A 20,555-nucleotide genomic window follows, 5' to 3' on the forward strand; every position below is an offset into this window, starting at 1 on the left:
AAAAAGAAAGGAGCGCAATGCTCCTTTCTCTCAATCGGCTTACTTACAGGCTTTTCAGCCCCCACTTCTCTGCAGTTTTCTTGAAGAACCCTTGCGTTTTCTTAAGCTCGACCCAGTGATTGACGTAGTTTATCCACACTTGGTCGTCTTGAGGAAGTAGCATAGAAATAGGCGTTGGACGACGAGGCTCTTTCACAGGAACAATAGCCAGTTGCTTGAACTTCTCAACCAAAGTTGCCGCTTCCACATTTGATGTCACCGAAACATCAGCGCGACGTGCCAACAGCTCTTGGAAGTCACGAGCAGGTGCTTCAATCACCACATGCTTAGCGTTCGGGAAAAAGTCTTTCACCATTTTTTCTTGGACTGTGCCCAGTGTCGCAGCGACACGAACATCCGCCTTATCAAAGTCACTCCAGTCAGCGAACTTACCTAGGTCTTTTTTCTGTACCACTGGCACGAATGCTAAGTAGAAATATGGCTGGCTATAGCCCGCTACTTTAGCTCGAGACATATTTAAGGAAGCACTTCCCGTAATGTCGTATTTATTGGCCGTCACACCATTCACCAAAGTTTTCCAGTCAGTCGCGACATACTCGACTTTGACACCCAGGTCTTTTGCTAACTCTGTCGTAACATCAATGTCAAAACCGCGGTAGCTGTTATCCGCAGGATTCTTCATTGTCATTGGATTCCAGTCACCTGTGGTTCCCACACGCAACACTCCGGCATCTAAAATCTCATGCAAACGGCTGGCGGCCTGGGCTTGAGCAAGCCCCAATAGCAATACGACAACACTTAATAACCACTTTTTCATTTTAATTCCTTCTTAAATGTTCGAAAAAACAACGTTTTCTCTCGACAACACTGATAACATAGCAACATCTTTGAACATTTTTTAGCGTTTGGTTATAAATATTGTGCGCTTGTCTTCGCTTTTTGTTGCCTTATCCGTTTTCTTGCTCTCAGGATGCAGTGACTACCAATGGGGCTGGTATGTTTTAGACCCAACGACTGAACAGGGTCTCACTAATCTCAAATTCTTAATCGCGGGCTTTGAAGATACGATTTATATCTCTCTGATAAGTATGTTTCTGGCTATGTTGCTGGGTTTGATCGTCGCTTTACCAGCTCTGAGCGAGAAAAAAGCGCTGCGGGCTGTTAACCGAGTCTATGTCGAATCCGTACGTTCTATCCCCGTTCTGGTTCTTCTGCTCTGGGTCTATTACGGCTTACCGACTCTTTTGGACGTGTCTCTGGATTACTTTGCAGCAGGTGTCATCGCACTCACTATTGCTGAAAGTGCCTTTATGGCGGAGGTATTCCGAGGAGGCATTCAGGCGATAGCTCGAGGTCAGCATGAAGCTGCGGAATCTCTGGGATTGAATTACTGGCAAAAAATGCGCCTGGTGATTTTGCCGCAAGCTTTCCGGCAGATACTACCCCCTCTGGGTAATCAGTTTGTCTATATTTTGAAAATGTCTTCTCTGGTGAGTGTGATTGGCTTGAGTGATTTAACAAGGCGAGCTAACGAATTGGTGGTTAATGAGTACTTACCTTTGGAAATCTACACTTTCTTAGTTATCGAATACTTGGTACTGATTTTATTTGTCTCCCAATGTATTCGCTGGTTAGAAAAACGAATAGCGATACCAAGTAACTAACGCCAAGAAACTAACTAAACACCAAGGAAAAAAGGCTGACAATCGTCAGCCTTTTCACTAGATAAAATCGTGATTACTTGTTTTTGACTGGGCGCTGCCAATCTGCAATCTTGCGCTCTTTAGCACGAGTGATCACCAACTCACCTTCTTCGACATCTTTGGTCACTGTCGTACCTGCGCCAATGGTTGAGCCGTTGGCAACCGTTACTGGGGCAATCAGTTGGCTGTCAGAGCCGACAAACACGTCATCACCAATGATGGTTTTGTGTTTATTTGCACCGTCGTAATTACAGGTAATAGCGCCAGCACCAATATTGGTTCGCTGACCGATTTCCGCATCGCCCAGATAAGTCAGGTGATTAGCTTTTGAACCTTCCCCTAAGCGAGCATTTTTCACTTCAACAAAGTTGCCGACGTGAGCATCGTTACGAAGCTCTGCGCCTGGACGTAGGCGAGTAAATGGACCAACCGTACACTCTTCACCTACAGTAGCGCCTTCAATCACACTGTATGGACGAACGACTGTATTGTCGTCAATCTCACAGTCTTTCAGCACACAGCCAGAGCCAATTACAACGTTATCACCCAAGCTAACGTTACCCTCGATAATAACGTTGGTATCAATCTCGACGTCCATGCCACACTGCAAAGTACCACGTAAGTCAAAACGATTTGGATCACGCAGCATCACCCCTTGCTCAAGCAGCTTCTGTGCATTTGCCTGTTGGTAAGCTCGCTCCAAACGCGCCAGTTGCGCTCTGTCATTCACCCCTTCAACTTCGATTGGGCTAACAGGATGAACTGCTTCTACCGCTCGACCTTCATCGTGAGCCGCAGCAATGACGTCTGTCAGGTAGTACTCACCCTGTGCGTTTTCATTCTTCAGGTTAGCAAGCCAACGTTTCAAATCCCCACCCGTCGCTACCATCACGCCAGTGTTGATTTCTTTAATCAGTTTTTGCTCTTCGGTAGCGTCTTTCTGCTCGACAATCGCCACAACAGGTCCATTCTTACGAACAATACGGCCGTAACCCATTGGGTTATCCAACATGACTGTCAATAAAGCAATGCCACCTGTAGGCTGGGCTTCTAGCAGGTTTTCAATGGTCTCAGAAGAAATCAGCGGAACGTCGCCATACAATACCAGCACTTTTTCATCGTCAGCAAATTCTGGAGAAGCCTGATTCACCGCATGCCCGGTACCTAGCTGCTGCGCTTGCAGAACCCAATTCACAGGTTCCTCAGCTAATACCGTTTTCATCTGGTCACCGCCGTGACCGTACACTAAGTGAATGTTTTGAGCGCCCAACCCTGAACAAGTGTCAATCACGTGTTTCGCCATGGGTTTGCCAGCTAAGGTATGCAGAACTTTCGGCTTATTAGAATACATGCGAGTGCCTTTACCCGCTGCGAGGATAACCGCGCTGAACTTCATATATTGTGGTTCCTGAGACGTTGTTGTTAAGTGCTAGATTTTAGCGTGAATTTCACTGTCTGTTAAAGAAATGGCACGAATTTCATGCAAAAGGATGGTTAAGTTTAAGAAAAGTGACGAGAGCCTATTCAACCAGTAGAGCCAAATTGCTCAAAAAATAATGAAGTAAGCGACAGATAAAACAAAGGCGACCCTAAGGTCGCCTTAATCGCTGCGCTAATGGTTAGCGTATTTTTTTGGTCAGTTCGATAACTCGAAGCTGAGCAATGGCTTTAGCCAGCTCACTGGCCGCTTGCGCGAAGTCCATATCGCCGTGCTGATTATGAATACTCTCCTCAGCTTTGCGCTTGGCTTCTTCTGCCTTAGCCGCGTCTAGATCTTCACCACGAATCGCTGTATCAGCCAGTACAGTCGCTGTACCAGGCTGAACTTCGATAAGACCACCAGAGACATAAATAACCTCTTCGTGTCCGTGCTGTTTCACAACGCGTACCATACCAGGCGTGATAGCGGTCAGCAGCGGTGTATGCCCAGGATAAATACCCAGCTCACCTTCGCTACCGGTCACCTGAAATGTTTCAACAAGACCAGAGAACAGTTTTTTCTCTGCGCTTACTACATCCAGATGAAAGGTCATTGCTGCCATATCGCCTCCTAATTAGCCTTATAGCTTCTTCGCATTCTCGATAGCGTCGTCGATAGTACCGCAGTACATGAACGCTTGCTCTGGAATGTCATCGTACTCACCAGACAACAGACCTTTGAAACCGCGTAGAGTTTCTTTAAGAGGTACGTAAATACCTGGGTCGCCTGTAAATACTTCTGCTACGTGGTAAGGCTGAGTTAGGAAACGCTCAATCTTACGCGCACGAGATACGATTTGCTTATCTTCTTCAGAAAGCTCGTCCATACCTAGGATAGCGATGATGTCTTTCAGCTCTTTATAGCGCTGAAGTGTAGACTGTACGCCACGTGCAATGTCGTAGTGCTCTTGACCAACAACCAATGGATCAAGCTGACGAGATGTCGAATCCAATGGGTCAATCGCTGGGTATAGACCCATAGCTGCGATGTTACGGTTAAGTACAACCGTTGCATCCAAGTGAGCAAACGTTGTTGCTGGAGATGGGTCAGTCAAGTCATCCGCAGGTACGTATACCGCCTGAACAGAGGTGATAGAACCTTGTTTCGTTGACGTGATACGCTCCTGAAGTACACCCATTTCTTCTGCAAGTGTTGGCTGGTAACCTACCGCAGATGGCATACGACCTAGAAGTGCCGATACCTCTGTACCTGCTAGTGTGTAACGGTAGATGTTATCAACGAACAGTAGAACGTCACGACCTTCGTCACGGAAACGCTCTGCCATTGTTAGACCAGTCAGTGCAACACGTAGACGGTTACCTGGTGGCTCGTTCATCTGACCGTAAACCATTGCTACCTTAGATTCTTCAGGATTCTCAACGTTTACAACGCCTGCTTCCTGCATCTCGTGGTAGAAGTCGTTACCTTCACGAGTACGCTCACCAACACCAGCGAATACTGATAGACCAGAGTGCTGAAGTGCGATGTTGTTGATAAGTTCCATCATGTTAACGGTCTTACCTACACCTGCACCACCAAACAGACCGATTTTACCACCCTTAGCGAATGGGCAAACCAAGTCGATTACTTTAACACCTGTCTCTAGTAGAGCTGTTTCGTTAGATTGCTCTTCGTAACTTGGTGCTTCGCGGTGAATTGCGTAGTGCTCTTCAGCACCGATCTCACCACACTCATCAATCGCGTCACCTAGAACGTTCATGATACGACCAAGAGTCTTAGTACCTACTGGTACTGAGATTGGAGCGCCAGTGTTTTCCACTGTCAGTCCACGACGTAAACCATCAGAGCTACCCATTACGATTGCGCGAACTACGCCACCGCCTAGCTGCTGCTGAACTTCAAGAACGAGACGCTCTTTCGCTTCAACAACATTCAGAGCATCGTATACACTTGGTACTTCGCTCTGTGGGAACTCTACGTCGACTACCGCACCGATGATCTGTACGATCTTACCTGTAGCCATCGTTAATCCTCTAACTTATTAGTTTTACCTATGCTTAAACCGCGGCAGCACCACCAACGATTTCCGACAGTTCTTGCGTGATAGCCGCTTGACGCGCCTTGTTGTACACAAGTTCCAGATCTTCAATCAGGTTGGTTGCGTTATCCGTTGCAGCTTTCATTGCGATCATTCGAGCCGCTTGCTCACAAGCAAGGTTCTCGACCACGCCTTGGTATACCTGAGATTCGACGTAACGAACCAATAGGGTATCCAGCAGTGGTTTTGGCTCAGGCTCATAAATGTAGTCCCAAGCATGTTCGCGCTGCATCTCTTCGCTGTCCGATTTAGGCAGAGGCAGTAATTGATCGATCGTTGGTTCTTGTACCATAGTGTTCACAAAGTGGTTGTACACTACGTACAGACGATCCAACTCGCCTTCATCATATTTCTTCAGCATAACGCTTACGGAACCGATCAAGTCTTCAAGGCTTGGGCTATCGCCAAGACCAGATACCTGAGCTGCTACCTTCGCGCCGCTGTTGTTAAAGAACGCAGTTGCTTTTGAACCGATAACAGCCAATTCAACTTCTGCGCCTTTTTCAGACCATGATTTCATGTCCAGTACGGCTTTCTTGAACAGGTTAATGTTCAAACCACCACACAGACCACGGTCTGTCGAAACGATGATGTAACCAACACGTTTGGCTTCACGTTCCTCGAGATAAGGATGCTTATACTCAAGGCTACCGTTTGCCACATGACCGATCACTTTACGCATTGTTTCAGCGTATGGACGAGAAGCTTCACGCGCGTCTTGTGAACGTCGCATTTTAGAAGCTGCTACCATTTCCATCGCTTTCGTAATTTTCTGAGTGCTTTTCACACTACCGATTTTATTACGTATCTCTTTTGCGCCGGCCATCGTATTACTCTCCGTTTATGGTAATGGGTGACCGTAAGGTCACCGACCAATTACCAAGTTTGGGTTGCTTTGAAATCGTCCGCTAGCTTCTTAAGCTGCGCTTCGATGTCGTTGTTGTAAGCACCCGTTGCATCGATCTCTTTTACAAGATCAGCGTATTGACTGCGAGCATACGACAGTAGAGCTGATTCGAAATCAGCCAGCTTTTCGATCGCGATATCTTCAAGATAACCACGCTCTGCCGCAAAGATTACTAGTGCCTGGTCAAATACTGACATTGGAGCGTATTGCTTCTGCTTCATCAGTTCAGTTACTTTTTGACCATGGTCTAGCTGCTTCTTAGTCGCATCATCAAGGTCAGACGAGAACTGTGCGAATGCCGCTAGTTCACGGTACTGTGCTAGAGCGGTACGGATACCACCAGACAGTTTCTTGATGATTTTAGTCTGCGCTGAACCACCTACACGAGATACTGAGATACCTGGGTCAACCGCTGGACGTACGCCTGCGTTGAACAGTTCAGTTTGTAGGAAGATCTGACCATCGGTAATCGAGATTACGTTTGTCGGTACGAATGCAGATACGTCGCCCGCTTGCGTTTCGATGATAGGAAGAGCGGTCAAAGAACCAGTCTTACCTTTCACTTCACCGTTAGTGAACTTCTCTACGTACTCTTCGCTTACACGAGCTGCACGCTCTAGTAGACGTGAGTGAAGGTAGAAAACATCACCAGGGAACGCTTCACGACCCGGTGGACGCTTAAGCAATAGAGAGATTTGACGGTAAGCGACAGCTTGCTTAGATAGATCATCGTAAACAATCAGTGCGTCTTCACCGCGATCGCGGAAGTATTCACCCATCGCACAACCAGCGTATGGTGCTAGGTATTGTAGCGCCGCTGATTCAGAAGCCGATGCAACAACAACGATAGTGTTGGAAAGTGCGCCGTGCTCTTCTAGTTTGCGAACTACGTTAGCGATAGTCGATGCTTTCTGACCAATTGCTACGTAGATAGAGAAAATACCTGAATCTTTCTGGTTAATGATCGAGTCAATCGCCATCGCTGTTTTACCAGTCTGACGGTCACCGATGACAAGCTCACGCTGACCACGACCGATTGGGATCATTGAGTCAACAGATTTGTAACCAGTTTGTACAGGTTGATCAACCGATTTACGGTCGATTACGCCTGGTGCGATAACTTCTACAGGAGAAGAAAGTTTCGCTTCAATTGGACCTTTACCATCAATTGGCTCACCAAGTGTGTTTACAACACGACCTAGCAATTCAGGACCAACTGGTACTTCAAGAATACGACCAGTACCTGTTACTTTCATGCCTTCCTTAAGGTCGGCATATGGGCCCATTACTACTGCACCCACCGAGTCACGCTCAAGGTTAAGTGCTAGTGCATAACGGCCACCCGGTAATTCAATCATTTCACCTTGCATCACGTCCGCTAGGCCGTGAATGCGAATGATACCATCGCTTACCGATACGATAGTACCTTCGTTACGAGCTTCACTAACAACGTTGAAAGATTCAATACGCTGTTTGATCAGTTCGCTAATTTCCGTGGAATTAAGTTGCATGCTCCAATCCCCATCAAGACTGCAATGCATCGCTCAGGCGGTTCAAACGTCCACGCGCTGAGTTATCAATGACTAGGTCTCCGGCTCGAATTATAACCCCACCAAGTAGGGTCTCTTCTATGCTGCAATTCAGCTTTACTTTGCGCTCTAGGCGTTTTTCCAGTTTGCTGCTGATGTCTGCAAGTTGCTGTTCAGAAAGCTCGGTAGCTGAAGTAACTTCAACTTCGATTTCTTTCTCATGCTCGCGTTTAAGAGCAAAGTAACCTTCACACACTTCAGGCAGAGCCTTAAGTCGGCCATTTTCAGCCAGCACCTTAATCAGGTTTTGGCCATATTCATCAAACTGTTCGCCGCAAATCGCGATAAAAAGCTCAGAAAGCTTTTCAGCTGTCATTGACCCGTCTAGCAAGTCAGCAACATCGTCATTTTTTGCGACTTCCGCTGCGAAAGTGAGCATCTGTCCCCATTGGTCCAGCGCATCTTTCTCAACAGCAAAGTCAAAAGCTGCTTTAGCATAGGGGCGTGCGATTGTAGTCAAATCAGACATATGCTGCCCCTTGCATCAAAGTTTTGCAGTAATGTTGTCGAGAATATCTTTGTGCGCGTCTGCATCAATAGAGCGCTCCAGAATTTTCTCGGCACCAACTACAGCCAGAGTAGCAACTTGTTTGCGCAGTTCATCGCGCGCACGGTTGCGTTCCGCTTCAACTTCTGCTTCCGCTTGGTTCAGAATCTTTTGGCGTTCTGCCAAAGCATCTTCACGAGCTTCATCAAGAATTTGAGACTTACGCTTGTTCGCTTGGTCGATGATCTCAGTTGCTGTGCGCTTAGCTTCTTTCAATTGATCAGAAGCATTGGCTTGCGCTAGATCCAAGTCTTTCGCAGCACGTTCCGCCGCGTGTAGACCGTCAGAAATCTTCTTCTGACGCTCTTCGATCGCCTGCATAATTGGCGGCCATACATACTTCATGCAGAACCACACAAACAGTGCGAACGAGATTGCTTGACCTAGCAGAGTTGCGTTCATATTCACAACAGCTACCCCTCTTTATTGGACTTAGTGTTAATCAGTGACAAGCCAGAGCCTGTCGCTCATTACCTATGATTAACCAGCTAGTTGACCAACGAATGGGTTTGCGAATGTGAATAGTAGAGCGATTACGATACCGATCATTGGAACCGCATCCAGAAGACCTGCGATGATGAACATCTTAACTTGAAGCATTGGTGCCATTTCAGGCTGACGTGCTGCACCTTCAAGGAATTTACCACCCAGAATTGCGAAGCCTACCGCAGTACCAACTGCACACAGACCTACGATGATTGCTACTGCGATTGCTGAGAAGCTTAATACAGTTTCCATTACTATCTCCAATATATAGCGATTAACTTAAACTAAATAAGAATAAAAAATTAATGATCATTATCTTCGTGTGCCATGGACATGTAGACAATTGTCAACATCATGAACACGAATGCCTGAATCGTGATTACCAGAATATGGAAAATAGCCCACGGTAGTGAACCCATCCATTGTAGATACCATGGTAGCATTGCAGCACAAAGAATGAATACAACCTCACCTGCGAACATGTTACCGAACAGACGCATACCTAGAGACAGAGGTTTCGCCAGTAGCGATACCACTTCAATAAGCAGGTTGAACGGGATCATGGTCCAGTGATTGAATGGGTGTAGTGCGAGTTCTTTTGCAAATCCACCTAGACCTTTCACTTTGATGCTGTAGTAAATCATCAGAGCAAAAACGCCTATTGCCATAGCCATGGTGATATTCACATCAGCCGACGGTACTATTTTCAAGTAAGGAATACCGAGCCAATGCTCTGCTGGGTAAGGTACGAAATCGATAGGAACTAAGTCCATCAAGTTCATCAGGAATACCCAACAAAAGATAGTCAGTGCCAAAGGTGCTATCAGAGGGTTGCGTCCATGGAACGTATCTTTGACGTTTAACGCGACAAATTCTACGATCATTTCAACAAAACACTGAAGCTTCCCTGGTACACCTGCTGTCGCTTTTCTGGCTACTGCATAAAACACTCCGAGGAAGATTAAACCAGTAAACCATGAAAAGAACAGGCTATCGATATGTACATTCCAGAAACTAGACTCTTCCGCCACTAACCCTAACTTGTGAGTTGATAGGTTAGTAAGGTGGTGAGTAATGTAACCAGAAGGTGTTAACGCTTCGCCTGGCGCAGCCATAACTCATCCTATTTTTTGTTGTTAATGAATAGCGCTGGAGCAAAGATATTTATCCCTAAAACCAGCAAATAGGTTAGTTTCAGGGGAACAAGTTCCACCTGCATATACATGTAGGCGACTGAAAACAGGGCTACTGTGATGAGAATTTTGAGGGCTTCACCTGTATAGAAAGAAGCGGCGACAAACTTAGCTGCTCGCGCCCCGACAAACAAGAATGCACATACTGCGAAAACGGCGTTGGCAACTACAAAGATGCTCCCACCTATCAGCGCTGATATTCCCCATTCAACATTCACAACAACTGCCATTCCAGCTGCCACAAACATAACCGCGCCAACCTCGATCAATAACAATTGCTTTGCAAGCTCTCGTCCTGGTCTGGCTATCGCAGCTACCATGTATTCGTACCTCTCATAAACACCCGCATCACTCCATAATCGCGAGCGAATAGAAATTGCCGAAAATTATACGGTCAGTCGCTTTGAATGCAATTAAAACGCAGCAAAAACTTACATTTTTGTTTACAAACCGACAACTTTCGAACAAAAAAACATTTTTTAATAATTGACCTACATCAATTATCTCACTTAAGCCTCTAATATTGCAACGAGTTGCTCCAATTTGTGAGGTTCATCAATACTTATTGTCAGTTTTGCTTTGCCGTTCGAAGAACGGACAATCGACACTTGAGAGCCCAGTTTTTCGCTCAATCTTTCCGATAAAGCTTGCGTTTCAGGGTCAGTTTTCGCTTTTTTGCTCTCAACCTGTGGTGAGAGATGTTTTTTTACTAACTGCTCTGTCTGACGCACGTTAAGTTTCTTGGCGATCACTGTTTCAGCAATGCCTGGCTGCTCATCTTCTTCGACGGCCAACAGGGCACGGGCATGACCCATTTCCAACTTATTGGTTTGCACCAAACGCTTCACATCAACGCTCAGTTGATTCAGGCGAAGCAGGTTAGAAACGGTTGTGCGAGATTTGCCTATCACATCCGCAACCTGTTGATGCGTCAGCTCAAATTCATCCTGTAGACGCTCGAGAGCCTGTGCTTCTTCAATGGCGTTTAAATCTTCACGCTGAATGTTTTCAATCAGCGCCATAGCAACCGCAGCGCGATCCTGCACTTTTTTCACTAGGCAAGGAACCTGTTTCAGCCCTGCCTGTTTGGCCGCTCGCCAGCGACGTTCACCGGCGATAATTTCGAACTGCTGCTCTCCAACCTGACGCACAACGATAGGCTGAATGATGCCCTGCGATTTAATCGATGCCGCGAGCTCGCTCAGCGCTTCAGGTTCCATGTCCTTACGAGGTTGGTACACGCCTGCCTGCAATTGCGACACAGGAAGGTCTCTCAAATCCCCTTCAGAGGACAGAGACTGGCTGTGGCTGATTGTCTGTTGCTTTTCTCGCGCCATAGAGCTGGTCGCAAGCAACGCATCGAGGCCTTTTCCTAAGCCGCGTTTGGACATGATGCTTTCCTTCTAAATTGAGCTATGCAGGCATTTCTTCACGACGCAGCATCTCGCCAGCCAACGCTAAATACGCCTTAGCCCCAGCGGAATACTTGTCGTAATACATTGCAGGTTTACCATGACTTGGCGCCTCGGCCAATCGAACGTTTCGTGGGATCACCGTTCGGTACACTTTGTCGCCAAAATGCGTTTTTAGCTGATCCGACACCTCGTTGGACAATCGATTGCGAGGGTCATACATAGTTCGAAGCAAACCTTCAATTTTTAAGTTTTCATTCACGACTGCAGCCAGCTTGCTGATGGTATCCATGAGTGCAGTTAAGCCTTCAAGGGCAAAATATTCACACTGCATAGGGACTAATACCGAATCAGAGGCAGCCATCGCATTGATTGTAAGGAGGTTTAGCGAAGGGGGACAATCGATAAAGATGAAATCATAGTTGTCACGAACTGACGCAAGCGCGTTTTTCAAACGGACTTCTCGGGCGAACACTTCCATGAGCTTGATTTCTGCGGCGGTCACATCACCATTGGCGGCAATCAAATCGTAGCCACCTGATGTGGTACGCGTAACCACGTGTTCGAACGGGGTGTCTTCCACCAGAAGATCAAAAGCCGTGGCTTCGACATTGTATTTGTCGACGCCACTTGCCATGGTTGCATTGCCTTGAGGATCAAGATCAATTACCAGTACTTTGCGTTTTGTTGCTGCCATTGATGCAGCCAAATTTATACACGTTGTGGTTTTGCCCACACCACCTTTCTGGTTGGCAATTGAAATGATTCTTCCCACGGAATGACCTCGCTATTATCCCTTGCGCGATAAGATTACAAGATGTCGCTCACCTTCCAGCTCTGGAACTGCCAAAGATTTGATGTCTATCACAGAACACCAGTCCGGTAGCTGAGCAAGCTCTGATTCGGGTTTTACCCCTTTCAGTGCTAAAAATACGCCGGAATCTGCTTTTGGTAAATGTTGGCACCACTCTACCATGTCTAAAATCGAAGCGAACGCACGACTTAACACTCCATCAAAGCCATTTTCCGGGTCAAATTCTTCCACTCGGCTTTGAACGGCATTAACGTTTTCGATATTCAGTTCATGAAGCACTTGTTTGATAAAACGGATGCGTTTGCCAAGGCTATCAAGCAGAGTGAACGACTTATCGGGATTCATGATTGCCAGCGGAATACCAGGTAAACCCGGTCCTGTTCCGACATCGATAAATCTCTCACCCTCAAGGTGAGTACTCACTACGATGCTATCGAGGATATGTTTCACCAGCATTTCCATCGGGTCGCGCACAGAGGTCAGATTGTACGCTTTGTTCCACTTATGCAGCAGAGCCACATAGCCAACCAGTTGATCGCGCTGATGATCGGAAACATCCAGATCGGTCTGAGCCAGCAGGCTATCCAGTTTTTGTCGAAGCTCTGTCACTTAGGCTGCTCCTTTTTTCAACATGCCTTGCTTTTTCAGGTGAACCAGCAGAATCGAAATTGCCGCTGGCGTAATTCCGGAGATGCGTGATGCGATACCTATGGTCAGCGGTTTGGTGTCGGTCAGTTTCGCCATCACTTCGTTGGACAGACCTTTCACTGCGGAATAATCCAGATCCACTGGAATCTCAGTGTGTTCATGGCGCAGGGATTTTTCTATCTCGTCTTTCTGACGCTGGATATACCCTTCGTACTTAACCTGAATTTCCACCTGCTCTGCCGCTTCAGCATCTTCCAGTGCAGGAGAGAACGCGTCAAGCTTGGTCAGCAGATCATAATTCATTTCAGGTCGGCGCAGCAGATCCTCACCACTAGCCTCACGAGACATTGGCGTCTTAAGGATCGCGTTCAGTTCATCCACACCCGTCGATTTTGGATTCATCCAGGTCTCTTTCAGACGTTGGCGCTCCTGCTCCATATTTTCGATCTTCTGGTTGAAACGCGCCCAGCGAGCGTCGTCCACCAACCCAAGTTCACGACCTTTTTCGGTCAGGCGAAGATCGGCATTGTCTTCTCGCAGCAGCAATCGGTATTCTGCGCGAGAGGTAAACATGCGGTACGGCTCTTTGGTGCCCATGGTCGATAAATCATCGATCAAAACGCCGACATACGCTTCGTCACGGCGAGGGCTCCAGCCCTCTTTGCCCTGAGTTTGCAGGCTTGCATTTAAACCTGCCATCAAACCTTGTGCTGCCGCTTCTTCATAGCCTGTTGTGCCGTTAATTTGACCAGCAAAGAACAGACCAGAGATAAATTTGGTTTCGTAGTTAGGTTTCAGATCGCGTGGATCAAAGAAATCGTACTCAATAGCATAACCTGGACGCACAATATGAGCGTTTTCAAAGCCTTTCATTGAATGAACAATGTCAACCTGCACGTCAAACGGCAAGCTGGTGGAGATGCCATTCGGGTAGAGTTCATGGGTGGTTAGCCCTTCTGGCTCAATGAAAATCTGATGGCTGTTTTTGTCCGCAAAGCGCATCACTTTGTCTTCAATGGACGGACAGTAGCGAGGACCGATGCCTTCAATCACCCCGGCATACATAGGACTTCGATCCAGATTATCTCGGATCACGTCGTGCGTTTTCTCGTTAGTGTGGGTGATGTAACAAGGTATCTGAGCAGGATGCTGAGTGCGATCGCCCATAAAAGAAAATACAGGCGTCGGGTTGTCGCCATGCTGAACATCTAATGCGCTGAAATCGACAGTGCGGGCATCAATTCTTGGTGGCGTACCTGTTTTCAGACGATCCACTCGGAAAGGCAATTCTCTAAGACGATCCGCCAGAGCGATCGATGGTGGATCGCCTGCGCGTCCACCAGAGAAGTTTTCCATTCCAATATGGATCTTACCTCCAAGGAAGGTACCAACGGTTAACACAACGGCGCTGCCGCGGAATTTGAGCCCCATTTGAGTCACAACACCCGTGACTCGATCACCTTCCACAATGATGTCGTCCACCGATTGCTGGAAAAGAGTCAGGTTAGGTTGATTTTCTAAAGCATGACGGACATACGCTTTGTAAAGCGCACGATCCGCCTGAGCGCGAGTGGCTCGTACCGCGGGACCTTTAGAGGCATTAAGTGTTCGAAATTGAATGCCTGAATGATCGATGGCTTTCGCCATTAAACCACCCAATGCGTCCACCTCTTTGACGAGGTGTCCTTTGCCGATCCCACCAATGGCAGGGTTACAAGACATTTGACCGAGTGTGTCAATGTTGTGGGTCAGGAGTAGGGTGCGTTGACCCGTACGAGCTGATGCGAGTGCGGCTTCCGTTCCTGCATGTCCGCCACCAACAACAATGACGTCAAAAGTTTCGTGATAAAGCATGAACCGACCTCAGGTATTCAATGAGTTTAGAGTGCTTAGTTAAAAGGAGCGACATTCTACCCTCTTTAGGTCAAGGAGAGAAACGATTTTGGATCGATCCCGATGGATAAATATATATAAGATCTTTATATAGATCTTTTATTAGATCTACTATTAAGGAAACACGATCTTGTGGATAAGTCTAAAATGATCAACAAGATCATGCTTTTTAGAGGGATCGTTTCTTGTGATCTAGTGTTGATCAGATCGAGGATTGCCTGGGATCAAAATTGATGGTTATGCACAGGGGGAAATCGACTTAGATCTTATTCTTTGGATAACTATAGGTTAATAACGGGATAGATCATAGTTTATCCACAGATGGTTAGGTTAAATTATGAGCGGTTGAACTCAGGGAGAGGTGAGAAAGTTATTCACATTGGATGAAACCAAGGTTGAACTCGGTTAAATAGAGAGGGGGTGGCGATGCCACCCCCTGATTTTAAAACTTTTCGATGTGTTGCAGCAGCCACTCTTCAGCCGCGTCTTCCGGCACTGGTGTTTCCAGAATGTTGATGGTCAGGCAATCGGTAAGCGGTGTGGCACCAATGTCTTCTAACAGGGCGTGGGCATGTTTACCCGCAGCGCAAAATGTGTCGTAGCTCGAGTCGCCAATAGCAACAACTGCGTAGTTTACGCCAGCCATCTTTGGTGGTGTATTCTGTAGTGCTTCGATGAAAGGCTGAATGTTTTCTGGATATTCGCCTGCACCATGGGTAGAGGTGATCAGTAGCCAGGTGCCTTCTGCCGGAATGTCTTCCAGTTTTGGCTCGTTGTGGATCGTTGTTTCCAATCCTTTTTCTTGCAGCAAATCACTGAGATGGTCGCCAACATACTCGGCACCGCCAAGGGTGCTGCCTGTCATTATGTGGATCATGGACGTATCCTTTATGGTTTGGGGGCTTTCCCGTTTAAATAATGAATAGCAAAATGTATCCGTGCCCAATCGTAGAGTCAGGCACAATTTGTCGCTGAATTCACAACCGCTTCGTTTGGATATCTTTGATCGTATTGTGAATGGATGTGCCTAATGGTATAGGAATCAATTGTGGATAAACAGGTGACATTCTGTGGGGTTAAAGCATTTTTGTGGCGATCATTACGTTTTTAATGAAGGGATCCTACTTCTGTCAGAGAGTAGGATCGGATATTAAAACGAAAAACGGATCGGCACGGTCAGCGAGATCTGCTGCCCCAGTACCGACTGAGGAGGCTTGATCAAAGGCTGGGCTCGATATACCAGATCCATGGCTTCTTTATCTAGAGAGTCTGTACCGGAACTTCTGACCAGCTCTACGTCCAGAACCTGACCTTCTCTGTTCATGGTGAAGCGAATTACGGGCATCCCTTGTTTGCGTAGCCTTTTCGCTTTTCTTGGGTAGCGCTTTTCTTTTTCCAGATGAGCGTGAAGAAGCTGCTGCCATTGTTGTTTTGCCGCTCTTTCATGTTCGCTGGTTTTCCCCAGCCTTGGGGCCGAAGGTGCTGTGGATTGATTCTTTGCAGCGACAGACTGAGGCGCAGAAGCTTCTTGAGGTTGTACGGCTTCTTCTTTCTTCTCTATTTCTGTTTTCACTTCCTGTGTAGGTTTCTGCTCTTTTGGCTTTGGTTTTTCCTCAGGCTTTTTCCTGGTCTCAACAGGCTTTATTTTTGGTTTAGGCTTTTGGGGGACCTGATGGTGCTTTTGAAGTTCAGGGTTTTCCTCTGATTCTTGTGCTGTCACTGGCGAAGTGATTTCGGGTTGTTGCTGTTCAACCTGAGGTGTAGCTTCTGGCTTTGAGGCTTCGACAGCCACGGATTCTTGTGTATCAGAGGTTATTTTAGAAGGCGCCGCAAGCGGGGCGACAAGAGAAACCGCAATGGGTGATGCGGACGGTGCCGGCGTAAAATCGAAACTTGGCGTCCATAAATAGGCGACTGCAACGGATAAATGCAGCAGTACGCTTGCGATAACCCCGCCAATCAGCCATCGGGTAGTGTGTGGTTCAGAGTGTGAAGATCCCGCCAGTGCACTCATTGTGGATCCTGACTTGGTTGTTCGAGTCCCACCAGCGCTATTTGGCTATATCCACCCGCCACCAGTTGATTCATTACGTTCAGAAGATCCTGGTATATCAGGTTCTTGTCTGCTCTTAGATAAAGACGCTGAGTTTTATCCGGAAAACGCATTTCCAGCTCACTGGTGAGCCGTTCAACAGAAATCTCAATATCCTCTCCTATGGTAACGGTCAGATCTTCCTGAATGGTCAGATAGAGTGGGTTGTCGGGTAGGGGACTTGCTTCGGCTGATGACGATGGCAAATCAACGGGGACATTCACTGTTGCCAGTGGCGCCGCCACCATCACGATGATCAGAAGCACCAGCATAACATCGACAAAAGGTGTGACGTTGATGTCATGGTTTTCCACCATTTCATCACCGTTTTGCTGAGTTTTAAACCCCATAACTTAACCCACTTCTTTTAGCTGAGTACCAGTATCGGAAGGCTCAGTCTGAATAAGGTTACGATCCAGATCCCGGCTGACCAGTACCATGATCGCCACAGACAAATCGGACAGCTGGTTTTTATAACGACCGATCTGACGAGTAAAATGGTTGTAAATCATCACCGCTGGAATGGCGGCAATCAAGCCAATCGCGGTAGCGAGCAGAGCTTCAGCAATACCGGGGGCTACCACAGCCAGGCTGGTACTCTGGGACTTAGCGATACCAATGAAGGAGTTCATGATGCCCCATACGGTGCCAAACAGACCAACAAAAGGGCCAACAGAACCAACAGTTGCTAAGATCCCCGTTCCCGCTGTCATCTGGCTGCCAAGACCGATATTAACGCGCTCCAGCCTGAGCTGAACCCGTTCTTTGATTCCGTCTTCACTGCTTTTCCCGCGGGAGGATAAGGTGAGCTCGTATTGTGTAGCGGACAATAGCAGGGTACCTGGACCATCGAGATCGGAGCACAGAGTTTCTGCTTCTGTCAGGTTGTCAGATTTGGTAAGTGCATTAAGTTGTTTTGTGGCTTTTCGCGACGCTCTCGTGAGCTGAATTTGTTTGGTTATCAGCACTGCCCAGGTCAACACCGAGGCAATCACCAGGCTGATCATGACCGCTTTGACCACCCAGTCTGCTGCGTGATACATCCCCATCGGAGACAAATCATGCGCATTCAGAGGGTTGGTGGGAGGCACCAGTTGGGTATCTGAGAGAAGAGTATTACTGGTGTTGCTCGGGGCTTCTTCTGTGGCAAAAGACAGTGGCGACAGCAGTGTCAGTAATAGAATTAACAGGGTCAGGTACGAGTTATTGCTCATCGGGTATGCTCTTAGTCTTGGCGCTCTAAAGGCGCTTGTCATCTATGTCCTCTTAGAGATACCGAATGAGAGGTTAAAACCCGTAAAAGAAAAGACAAAAAAATGGATAAAAATAATTTTATCCATTAATTCAATTAATTAGATTGTATTAAAAGCGTTTCTCTAGTTTAACGCTGTATTCATTTTGGCTGTAGCTGTATATCGCATCCAATGTGCTGTCGACTTTTTGGTATTGCCAGGTAAACGTGGGGGTTAGCCCCAAAAATTCCAGCGGTTTCGCGTTGATCAGCAGAGTGTGATTCTGTTCTTTGTCTTCTCTTTTTCCATCGAGAATTTTGTTGAACCCATCGTGTTTCCGCTTCTTAACCGACGAAAATACGCTGACGTCCCATCCGTCAAAGAAGGCGCGGTTGACACCCAGCCGCCCTCCTAGGGACTGATAAGCAAAGAGTTCTACTTCACTTTGCTTTTTGTTCCAGTCGATGCCGCCAAACACCAGCCATCTTTCGGGTAACTGATACCAGTAAGTGCCAGAAGCTGTCCATAGCCAGTCGCTGTTGTGGTCTAGATCCGGATCTTTGTAATCCTGATATTCGGCTTTCAGTTCTACTTTCGCGGCGCTTTTGTTGTTGATGCTGTAAAAGCCATCCAGTTTTAATCCGGGAGAGACGTAAAGCGTGCGATCGCCAGAGTTGTTGTATTCGGCTTGCGGACCGATAGAAAACTGAAACTTGGCGCTTTGATAGCTGTAACTGAGCCCGGTAATCAGGGTGTGTTGGTTGAACTTTTTCTTGCCGTCATTCAGCAATCCATACGCCAATGCGTTAAATTTGACGCCGTGGTGCCCGGACAGGGAGAAGCGTTTGTTTAAACTGGCGTCATAATCCATCCCAAAGCCGGATTCTTTGTCGGGTGTCGTCTGACTTATCCAACATTGCCCGTTAGGTAGCGTTGCCAGGCATACCGAGCTTTCCGAGGTGCGATTCAGGTTGTCACTGTAAGAAGGGCCAAAACTAAAAGCCCCTTGCCAGCTATCACGGACTTCGAGCGCTTCGCTGAACGTATCAATGGTCCGGATAACACCTGCTGCTCTTGGGTTATCCTGTGGAATGTTGTTTTTGATCTCTCGGAACAGATTCAGAGAATCTCGGTTTTTTTGGTTTTCAAACTGTACCCTAGCCAGCTCTAGCTTGGCTGGCAGGAATTCCGGAGCAAGAGAAAGAAGAGACTGATATTCTTCTTCCGATTCTGCGAATTTTCCCTCAACTCTGAAAAGCGCACCCTGAGCGTAGCGCACCAGCAAGGGATCGTATCCTTCCAGCGCTTTATAGCGAGTCAGAAACCCCTGAGCTTGTTCCCATTGCCTTGTTTTTACCGCGATATGCAGGGCAGGACCGAGCTCATCTAATGTGTCGCTCACTTCATAGGTGACACCATCTACAGTTAAAGCAGCTTCTTTTTCCCGCTCTTCTTTCAACAGTTCCTGCTCTTTTTCCAGCGCAGAAAGGGCGTCCCGTTGTTGCAGACGCTGATTTTTGTCTTGATCGGCTAATGTATGTGCACTGAATAGAAACGCAAGCGCTATAGGTGAAAGAGTTAAAAGGGATTTAAGCAAGGGAATAACCAAATGGTAAAGAAAGAAAAACAGAAGCAGCGTGGGCTGCTTCTGTATAGGGGAGGCTCAGCAATTAGTTTTTGCTGCCGCCAAATGCCGTGTCTAGATCACTGTTCGTGAAGGTCGCGATACCTGCCAGAGCAGATGCGTTCGCACCAAAGAAATGACCTTGAGACGTACCGTTAGTAGACGCACCACCAGTTGTTGCTGTCGCTGTACCGTTAAATGCAGCAGTAGAAGCATTGATGTTTGCGTTTACACCAACAGTCAGAGAGGCGTTGTTAATAGAACCAGTTAGTTTTTGAGTGCCAAAGTTAGCTGTAAAAGTACCGCTAAGTTTGTTCGAACCGTTGAATTTGTTTACGCCAGCTACACTGTAAGTTGCTGTACCTGTTGTTGGTACAGTTGTACCTGTGTTATCACCAACATAGTAAACGACGCGATTGTTAAAGCCTGAGTCTTGAGAACCTTCGTACCACTCACCGAACCATACGTCTTGGTTTGCAGCTTGAGCAAAGTTGTAATGCGTATTGCTGAAGTGGTAGTTACCAGATGTATGAATGCCATCACGAGTAGTACCGAAAATTCCTGACGCACGATTTGCTAGGCTTTCGAAATCTACGCGTTTCCCGCCAGCTTTACCAATACCCGCTTTGCCTTTTTGGTGGAAAAATGGCACATAAACTTCAGATACACCAACCTGACGAACGGTATCATCGCTGCTTGCGCCATCAAAGCCTGCATTTGCCATTGTGCTAAGACCAAGCATTGCCGCTGCGATCCATGAAAGTTGAACTGGTTTCATTTTATCTTCCTTTAAATGGGGATGAAATATTGCTTAATTAAACAACCAAGAAGCTTCTGGTGCGCACGACAGAGCTTCTGTGTTGTCTTACTATCCTT

22 protein-coding genes are annotated in these 20,555 nt (G+C 47.1%); 1 reads left to right on the plus strand and 21 read right to left on the minus strand.

All coding sequences use genetic code 11. From position 1 onward, the window contains the following. Positions 1–43: 43 nt before the first annotated feature. The gene (locus INR79_RS17970; RefSeq protein ID WP_223095408.1) at positions 44–817 is read right to left on the minus strand and encodes a transporter substrate-binding domain-containing protein; all 774 of its coding nucleotides are present in this window, start codon (positions 815–817) and stop codon (positions 44–46) included. Between the two features lie 109 nt (positions 818–926). Here INR79_RS17970 and INR79_RS17975 point away from each other — a divergent pair, with 109 nt between their 5' ends. Next, the gene (locus INR79_RS17975) at positions 927–1,664 is read left to right on the plus strand and encodes an amino acid ABC transporter permease (RefSeq protein WP_410482888.1); all 738 of its coding nucleotides are present in this window, start codon (positions 927–929) and stop codon (positions 1,662–1,664) included. A 73-nt stretch (positions 1,665–1,737) separates the two neighbouring features. Here the strand turns inward: INR79_RS17975 and glmU are convergent, their stop codons facing one another. From glmU to INR79_RS18075, 20 genes are all read right to left on the minus strand, one after another. Then, positions 1,738–3,099, minus strand: a complete 1,362-nt coding sequence (gene glmU / locus INR79_RS17980) for a bifunctional UDP-N-acetylglucosamine diphosphorylase/glucosamine-1-phosphate N-acetyltransferase GlmU (RefSeq protein WP_223095412.1) — start codon at positions 3,097–3,099, stop codon at positions 1,738–1,740. Positions 3,100–3,322: 223 nt separating this feature from the next. Beyond that, the gene (locus tag INR79_RS17985; RefSeq protein WP_004400254.1) at positions 3,323–3,745 is read right to left on the minus strand and encodes a F0F1 ATP synthase subunit epsilon; all 423 of its coding nucleotides are present in this window, start codon (positions 3,743–3,745) and stop codon (positions 3,323–3,325) included. Positions 3,746–3,763: 18 nt separating this feature from the next. Beyond that, the gene (gene atpD, locus INR79_RS17990) at positions 3,764–5,167 is read right to left on the minus strand and encodes a F0F1 ATP synthase subunit beta (protein ID WP_004400253.1); all 1,404 of its coding nucleotides are present in this window, start codon (positions 5,165–5,167) and stop codon (positions 3,764–3,766) included. A 34-nt stretch (positions 5,168–5,201) separates the two neighbouring features. Beyond that, positions 5,202–6,068: a F0F1 ATP synthase subunit gamma gene (gene atpG / locus INR79_RS17995; protein ID WP_004400252.1), complete on the minus strand. Its 867-nt coding sequence runs from the start codon at positions 6,066–6,068 to the stop codon at positions 5,202–5,204. 50 nt (positions 6,069–6,118) lie between these two features. Then, positions 6,119–7,660, minus strand: a complete 1,542-nt coding sequence (gene atpA / locus INR79_RS18000) for a F0F1 ATP synthase subunit alpha (protein WP_004400250.1) — start codon at positions 7,658–7,660, stop codon at positions 6,119–6,121. A 13-nt stretch (positions 7,661–7,673) separates the two neighbouring features. Next, entirely contained in the window at positions 7,674–8,207 is a 534-nt protein-coding gene (gene atpH / locus INR79_RS18005) for a F0F1 ATP synthase subunit delta (protein ID WP_004400249.1), read from the minus strand. Positions 8,208–8,222: 15 nt separating this feature from the next. Continuing rightward, the gene (gene atpF, locus INR79_RS18010) at positions 8,223–8,693 is read right to left on the minus strand and encodes a F0F1 ATP synthase subunit B (RefSeq protein WP_004400248.1); all 471 of its coding nucleotides are present in this window, start codon (positions 8,691–8,693) and stop codon (positions 8,223–8,225) included. A gap of 72 nt (positions 8,694–8,765) precedes the next feature. Continuing rightward, positions 8,766–9,023, minus strand: a complete 258-nt coding sequence (gene atpE, locus INR79_RS18015; RefSeq protein WP_004400247.1) for a F0F1 ATP synthase subunit C — start codon at positions 9,021–9,023, stop codon at positions 8,766–8,768. A 50-nt stretch (positions 9,024–9,073) separates the two neighbouring features. Next, positions 9,074–9,886, minus strand: a complete 813-nt coding sequence (atpB, locus tag INR79_RS18020) for a F0F1 ATP synthase subunit A (protein ID WP_004400245.1) — start codon at positions 9,884–9,886, stop codon at positions 9,074–9,076. Positions 9,887–9,894: 8 nt separating this feature from the next. Beyond that, positions 9,895–10,284, minus strand: a complete 390-nt coding sequence (locus INR79_RS18025) for a F0F1 ATP synthase subunit I (RefSeq protein ID WP_223095414.1) — start codon at positions 10,282–10,284, stop codon at positions 9,895–9,897. A 189-nt stretch (positions 10,285–10,473) separates the two neighbouring features. Further along, positions 10,474–11,355 carry a ParB/RepB/Spo0J family partition protein gene (locus tag INR79_RS18030; protein WP_223095416.1) on the minus strand — a complete coding sequence of 294 codons (882 nt, stop codon included), beginning with the start codon at positions 11,353–11,355 and terminating at the stop codon, positions 10,474–10,476. Between the two features lie 22 nt (positions 11,356–11,377). Further along, entirely contained in the window at positions 11,378–12,151 is a 774-nt protein-coding gene (locus INR79_RS18035; RefSeq protein ID WP_045966205.1) for a ParA family protein, read from the minus strand. A 15-nt stretch (positions 12,152–12,166) separates the two neighbouring features. Then, positions 12,167–12,799: a 16S rRNA (guanine(527)-N(7))-methyltransferase RsmG gene (rsmG, locus tag INR79_RS18040; RefSeq protein ID WP_022552164.1), complete on the minus strand. Its 633-nt coding sequence runs from the start codon at positions 12,797–12,799 to the stop codon at positions 12,167–12,169. After that, positions 12,800–14,692 (minus strand): tRNA uridine-5-carboxymethylaminomethyl(34) synthesis enzyme MnmG, encoded by a 1,893-nt coding sequence (mnmG, locus tag INR79_RS18045; protein WP_223095418.1) that lies wholly within the window; start codon positions 14,690–14,692, stop codon positions 12,800–12,802. A 481-nt stretch (positions 14,693–15,173) separates the two neighbouring features. After that, the gene (gene mioC, locus INR79_RS18050) at positions 15,174–15,608 is read right to left on the minus strand and encodes an FMN-binding protein MioC (RefSeq protein WP_004400235.1); all 435 of its coding nucleotides are present in this window, start codon (positions 15,606–15,608) and stop codon (positions 15,174–15,176) included. Positions 15,609–15,881: 273 nt separating this feature from the next. Then, the gene (locus INR79_RS18055; RefSeq protein ID WP_223095420.1) at positions 15,882–16,745 is read right to left on the minus strand and encodes an energy transducer TonB; all 864 of its coding nucleotides are present in this window, start codon (positions 16,743–16,745) and stop codon (positions 15,882–15,884) included. Next, complete coding sequence (locus INR79_RS18060; RefSeq protein WP_223095421.1) at positions 16,742–17,173, minus strand: biopolymer transporter ExbD; 432 nt, start codon at positions 17,171–17,173, stop codon at positions 16,742–16,744. Before INR79_RS18060 ends, INR79_RS18055 begins: the two co-directional genes overlap by 4 nt. A 3-nt stretch (positions 17,174–17,176) precedes the next feature. Beyond that, positions 17,177–18,037: a tonB-system energizer ExbB gene (gene exbB / locus INR79_RS18065; RefSeq protein WP_223095423.1), complete on the minus strand. Its 861-nt coding sequence runs from the start codon at positions 18,035–18,037 to the stop codon at positions 17,177–17,179. A 148-nt stretch (positions 18,038–18,185) separates the two neighbouring features. Beyond that, positions 18,186–19,652 (minus strand): surface lipoprotein assembly modifier, encoded by a 1,467-nt coding sequence (locus tag INR79_RS18070; RefSeq protein ID WP_223095426.1) that lies wholly within the window; start codon positions 19,650–19,652, stop codon positions 18,186–18,188. 73 nt (positions 19,653–19,725) lie between these two features. Next, complete coding sequence (locus INR79_RS18075) at positions 19,726–20,457, minus strand: Slam-dependent surface lipoprotein (RefSeq protein ID WP_223095429.1); 732 nt, start codon at positions 20,455–20,457, stop codon at positions 19,726–19,728. Positions 20,458–20,555: the final 98 nt, after the last annotated feature.

This window comes from Vibrio sp. SCSIO 43132 (assembly GCF_019904195.1).
Taxonomy (GTDB): domain Bacteria; phylum Pseudomonadota; class Gammaproteobacteria; order Enterobacterales; family Vibrionaceae; genus Vibrio; species Vibrio nigripulchritudo.

Coding starts and splice junctions, on each gene's coding strand:
- mnmG (WP_223095418.1), bottom strand. CDS start 14,692: ATGCTTTATCACGAAACTTTTGACGTCATTGTTGTTGGTGGCGGACAT.
- glmU (WP_223095412.1), bottom strand. CDS start 3,099: ATGAAGTTCAGCGCGGTTATCCTCGCAGCGGGTAAAGGCACTCGCATG.
- INR79_RS18060 (WP_223095421.1), bottom strand. CDS start 17,173: ATGGGGTTTAAAACTCAGCAAAACGGTGATGAAATGGTGGAAAACCAT.
- INR79_RS18025 (WP_223095414.1), bottom strand. CDS start 10,284: ATGGTAGCTGCGATAGCCAGACCAGGACGAGAGCTTGCAAAGCAATTG.
- atpA (WP_004400250.1), bottom strand. CDS start 7,660: ATGCAACTTAATTCCACGGAAATTAGCGAACTGATCAAACAGCGTATT.
- atpD (WP_004400253.1), bottom strand. CDS start 5,167: ATGGCTACAGGTAAGATCGTACAGATCATCGGTGCGGTAGTCGACGTA.
- atpB (WP_004400245.1), bottom strand. CDS start 9,886: ATGGCTGCGCCAGGCGAAGCGTTAACACCTTCTGGTTACATTACTCAC.
- INR79_RS17970 (WP_223095408.1), bottom strand. CDS start 817: ATGAAAAAGTGGTTATTAAGTGTTGTCGTATTGCTATTGGGGCTTGCT.
- atpE (WP_004400247.1), bottom strand. CDS start 9,023: ATGGAAACTGTATTAAGCTTCTCAGCAATCGCAGTAGCAATCATCGTA.
- exbB (WP_223095423.1), bottom strand. CDS start 18,037: ATGAGCAATAACTCGTACCTGACCCTGTTAATTCTATTACTGACACTG.
- INR79_RS18055 (WP_223095420.1), bottom strand. CDS start 16,745: ATGAGTGCACTGGCGGGATCTTCACACTCTGAACCACACACTACCCGA.
- INR79_RS18075 (WP_223095429.1), bottom strand. CDS start 20,457: ATGAAACCAGTTCAACTTTCATGGATCGCAGCGGCAATGCTTGGTCTT.
- atpH (WP_004400249.1), bottom strand. CDS start 8,207: ATGTCTGATTTGACTACAATCGCACGCCCCTATGCTAAAGCAGCTTTT.
- atpG (WP_004400252.1), bottom strand. CDS start 6,068: ATGGCCGGCGCAAAAGAGATACGTAATAAAATCGGTAGTGTGAAAAGC.
- INR79_RS17985 (WP_004400254.1), bottom strand. CDS start 3,745: ATGGCAGCAATGACCTTTCATCTGGATGTAGTAAGCGCAGAGAAAAAA.
- mioC (WP_004400235.1), bottom strand. CDS start 15,608: ATGATCCACATAATGACAGGCAGCACCCTTGGCGGTGCCGAGTATGTT.
- INR79_RS18030 (WP_223095416.1), bottom strand. CDS start 11,355: ATGTCCAAACGCGGCTTAGGAAAAGGCCTCGATGCGTTGCTTGCGACC.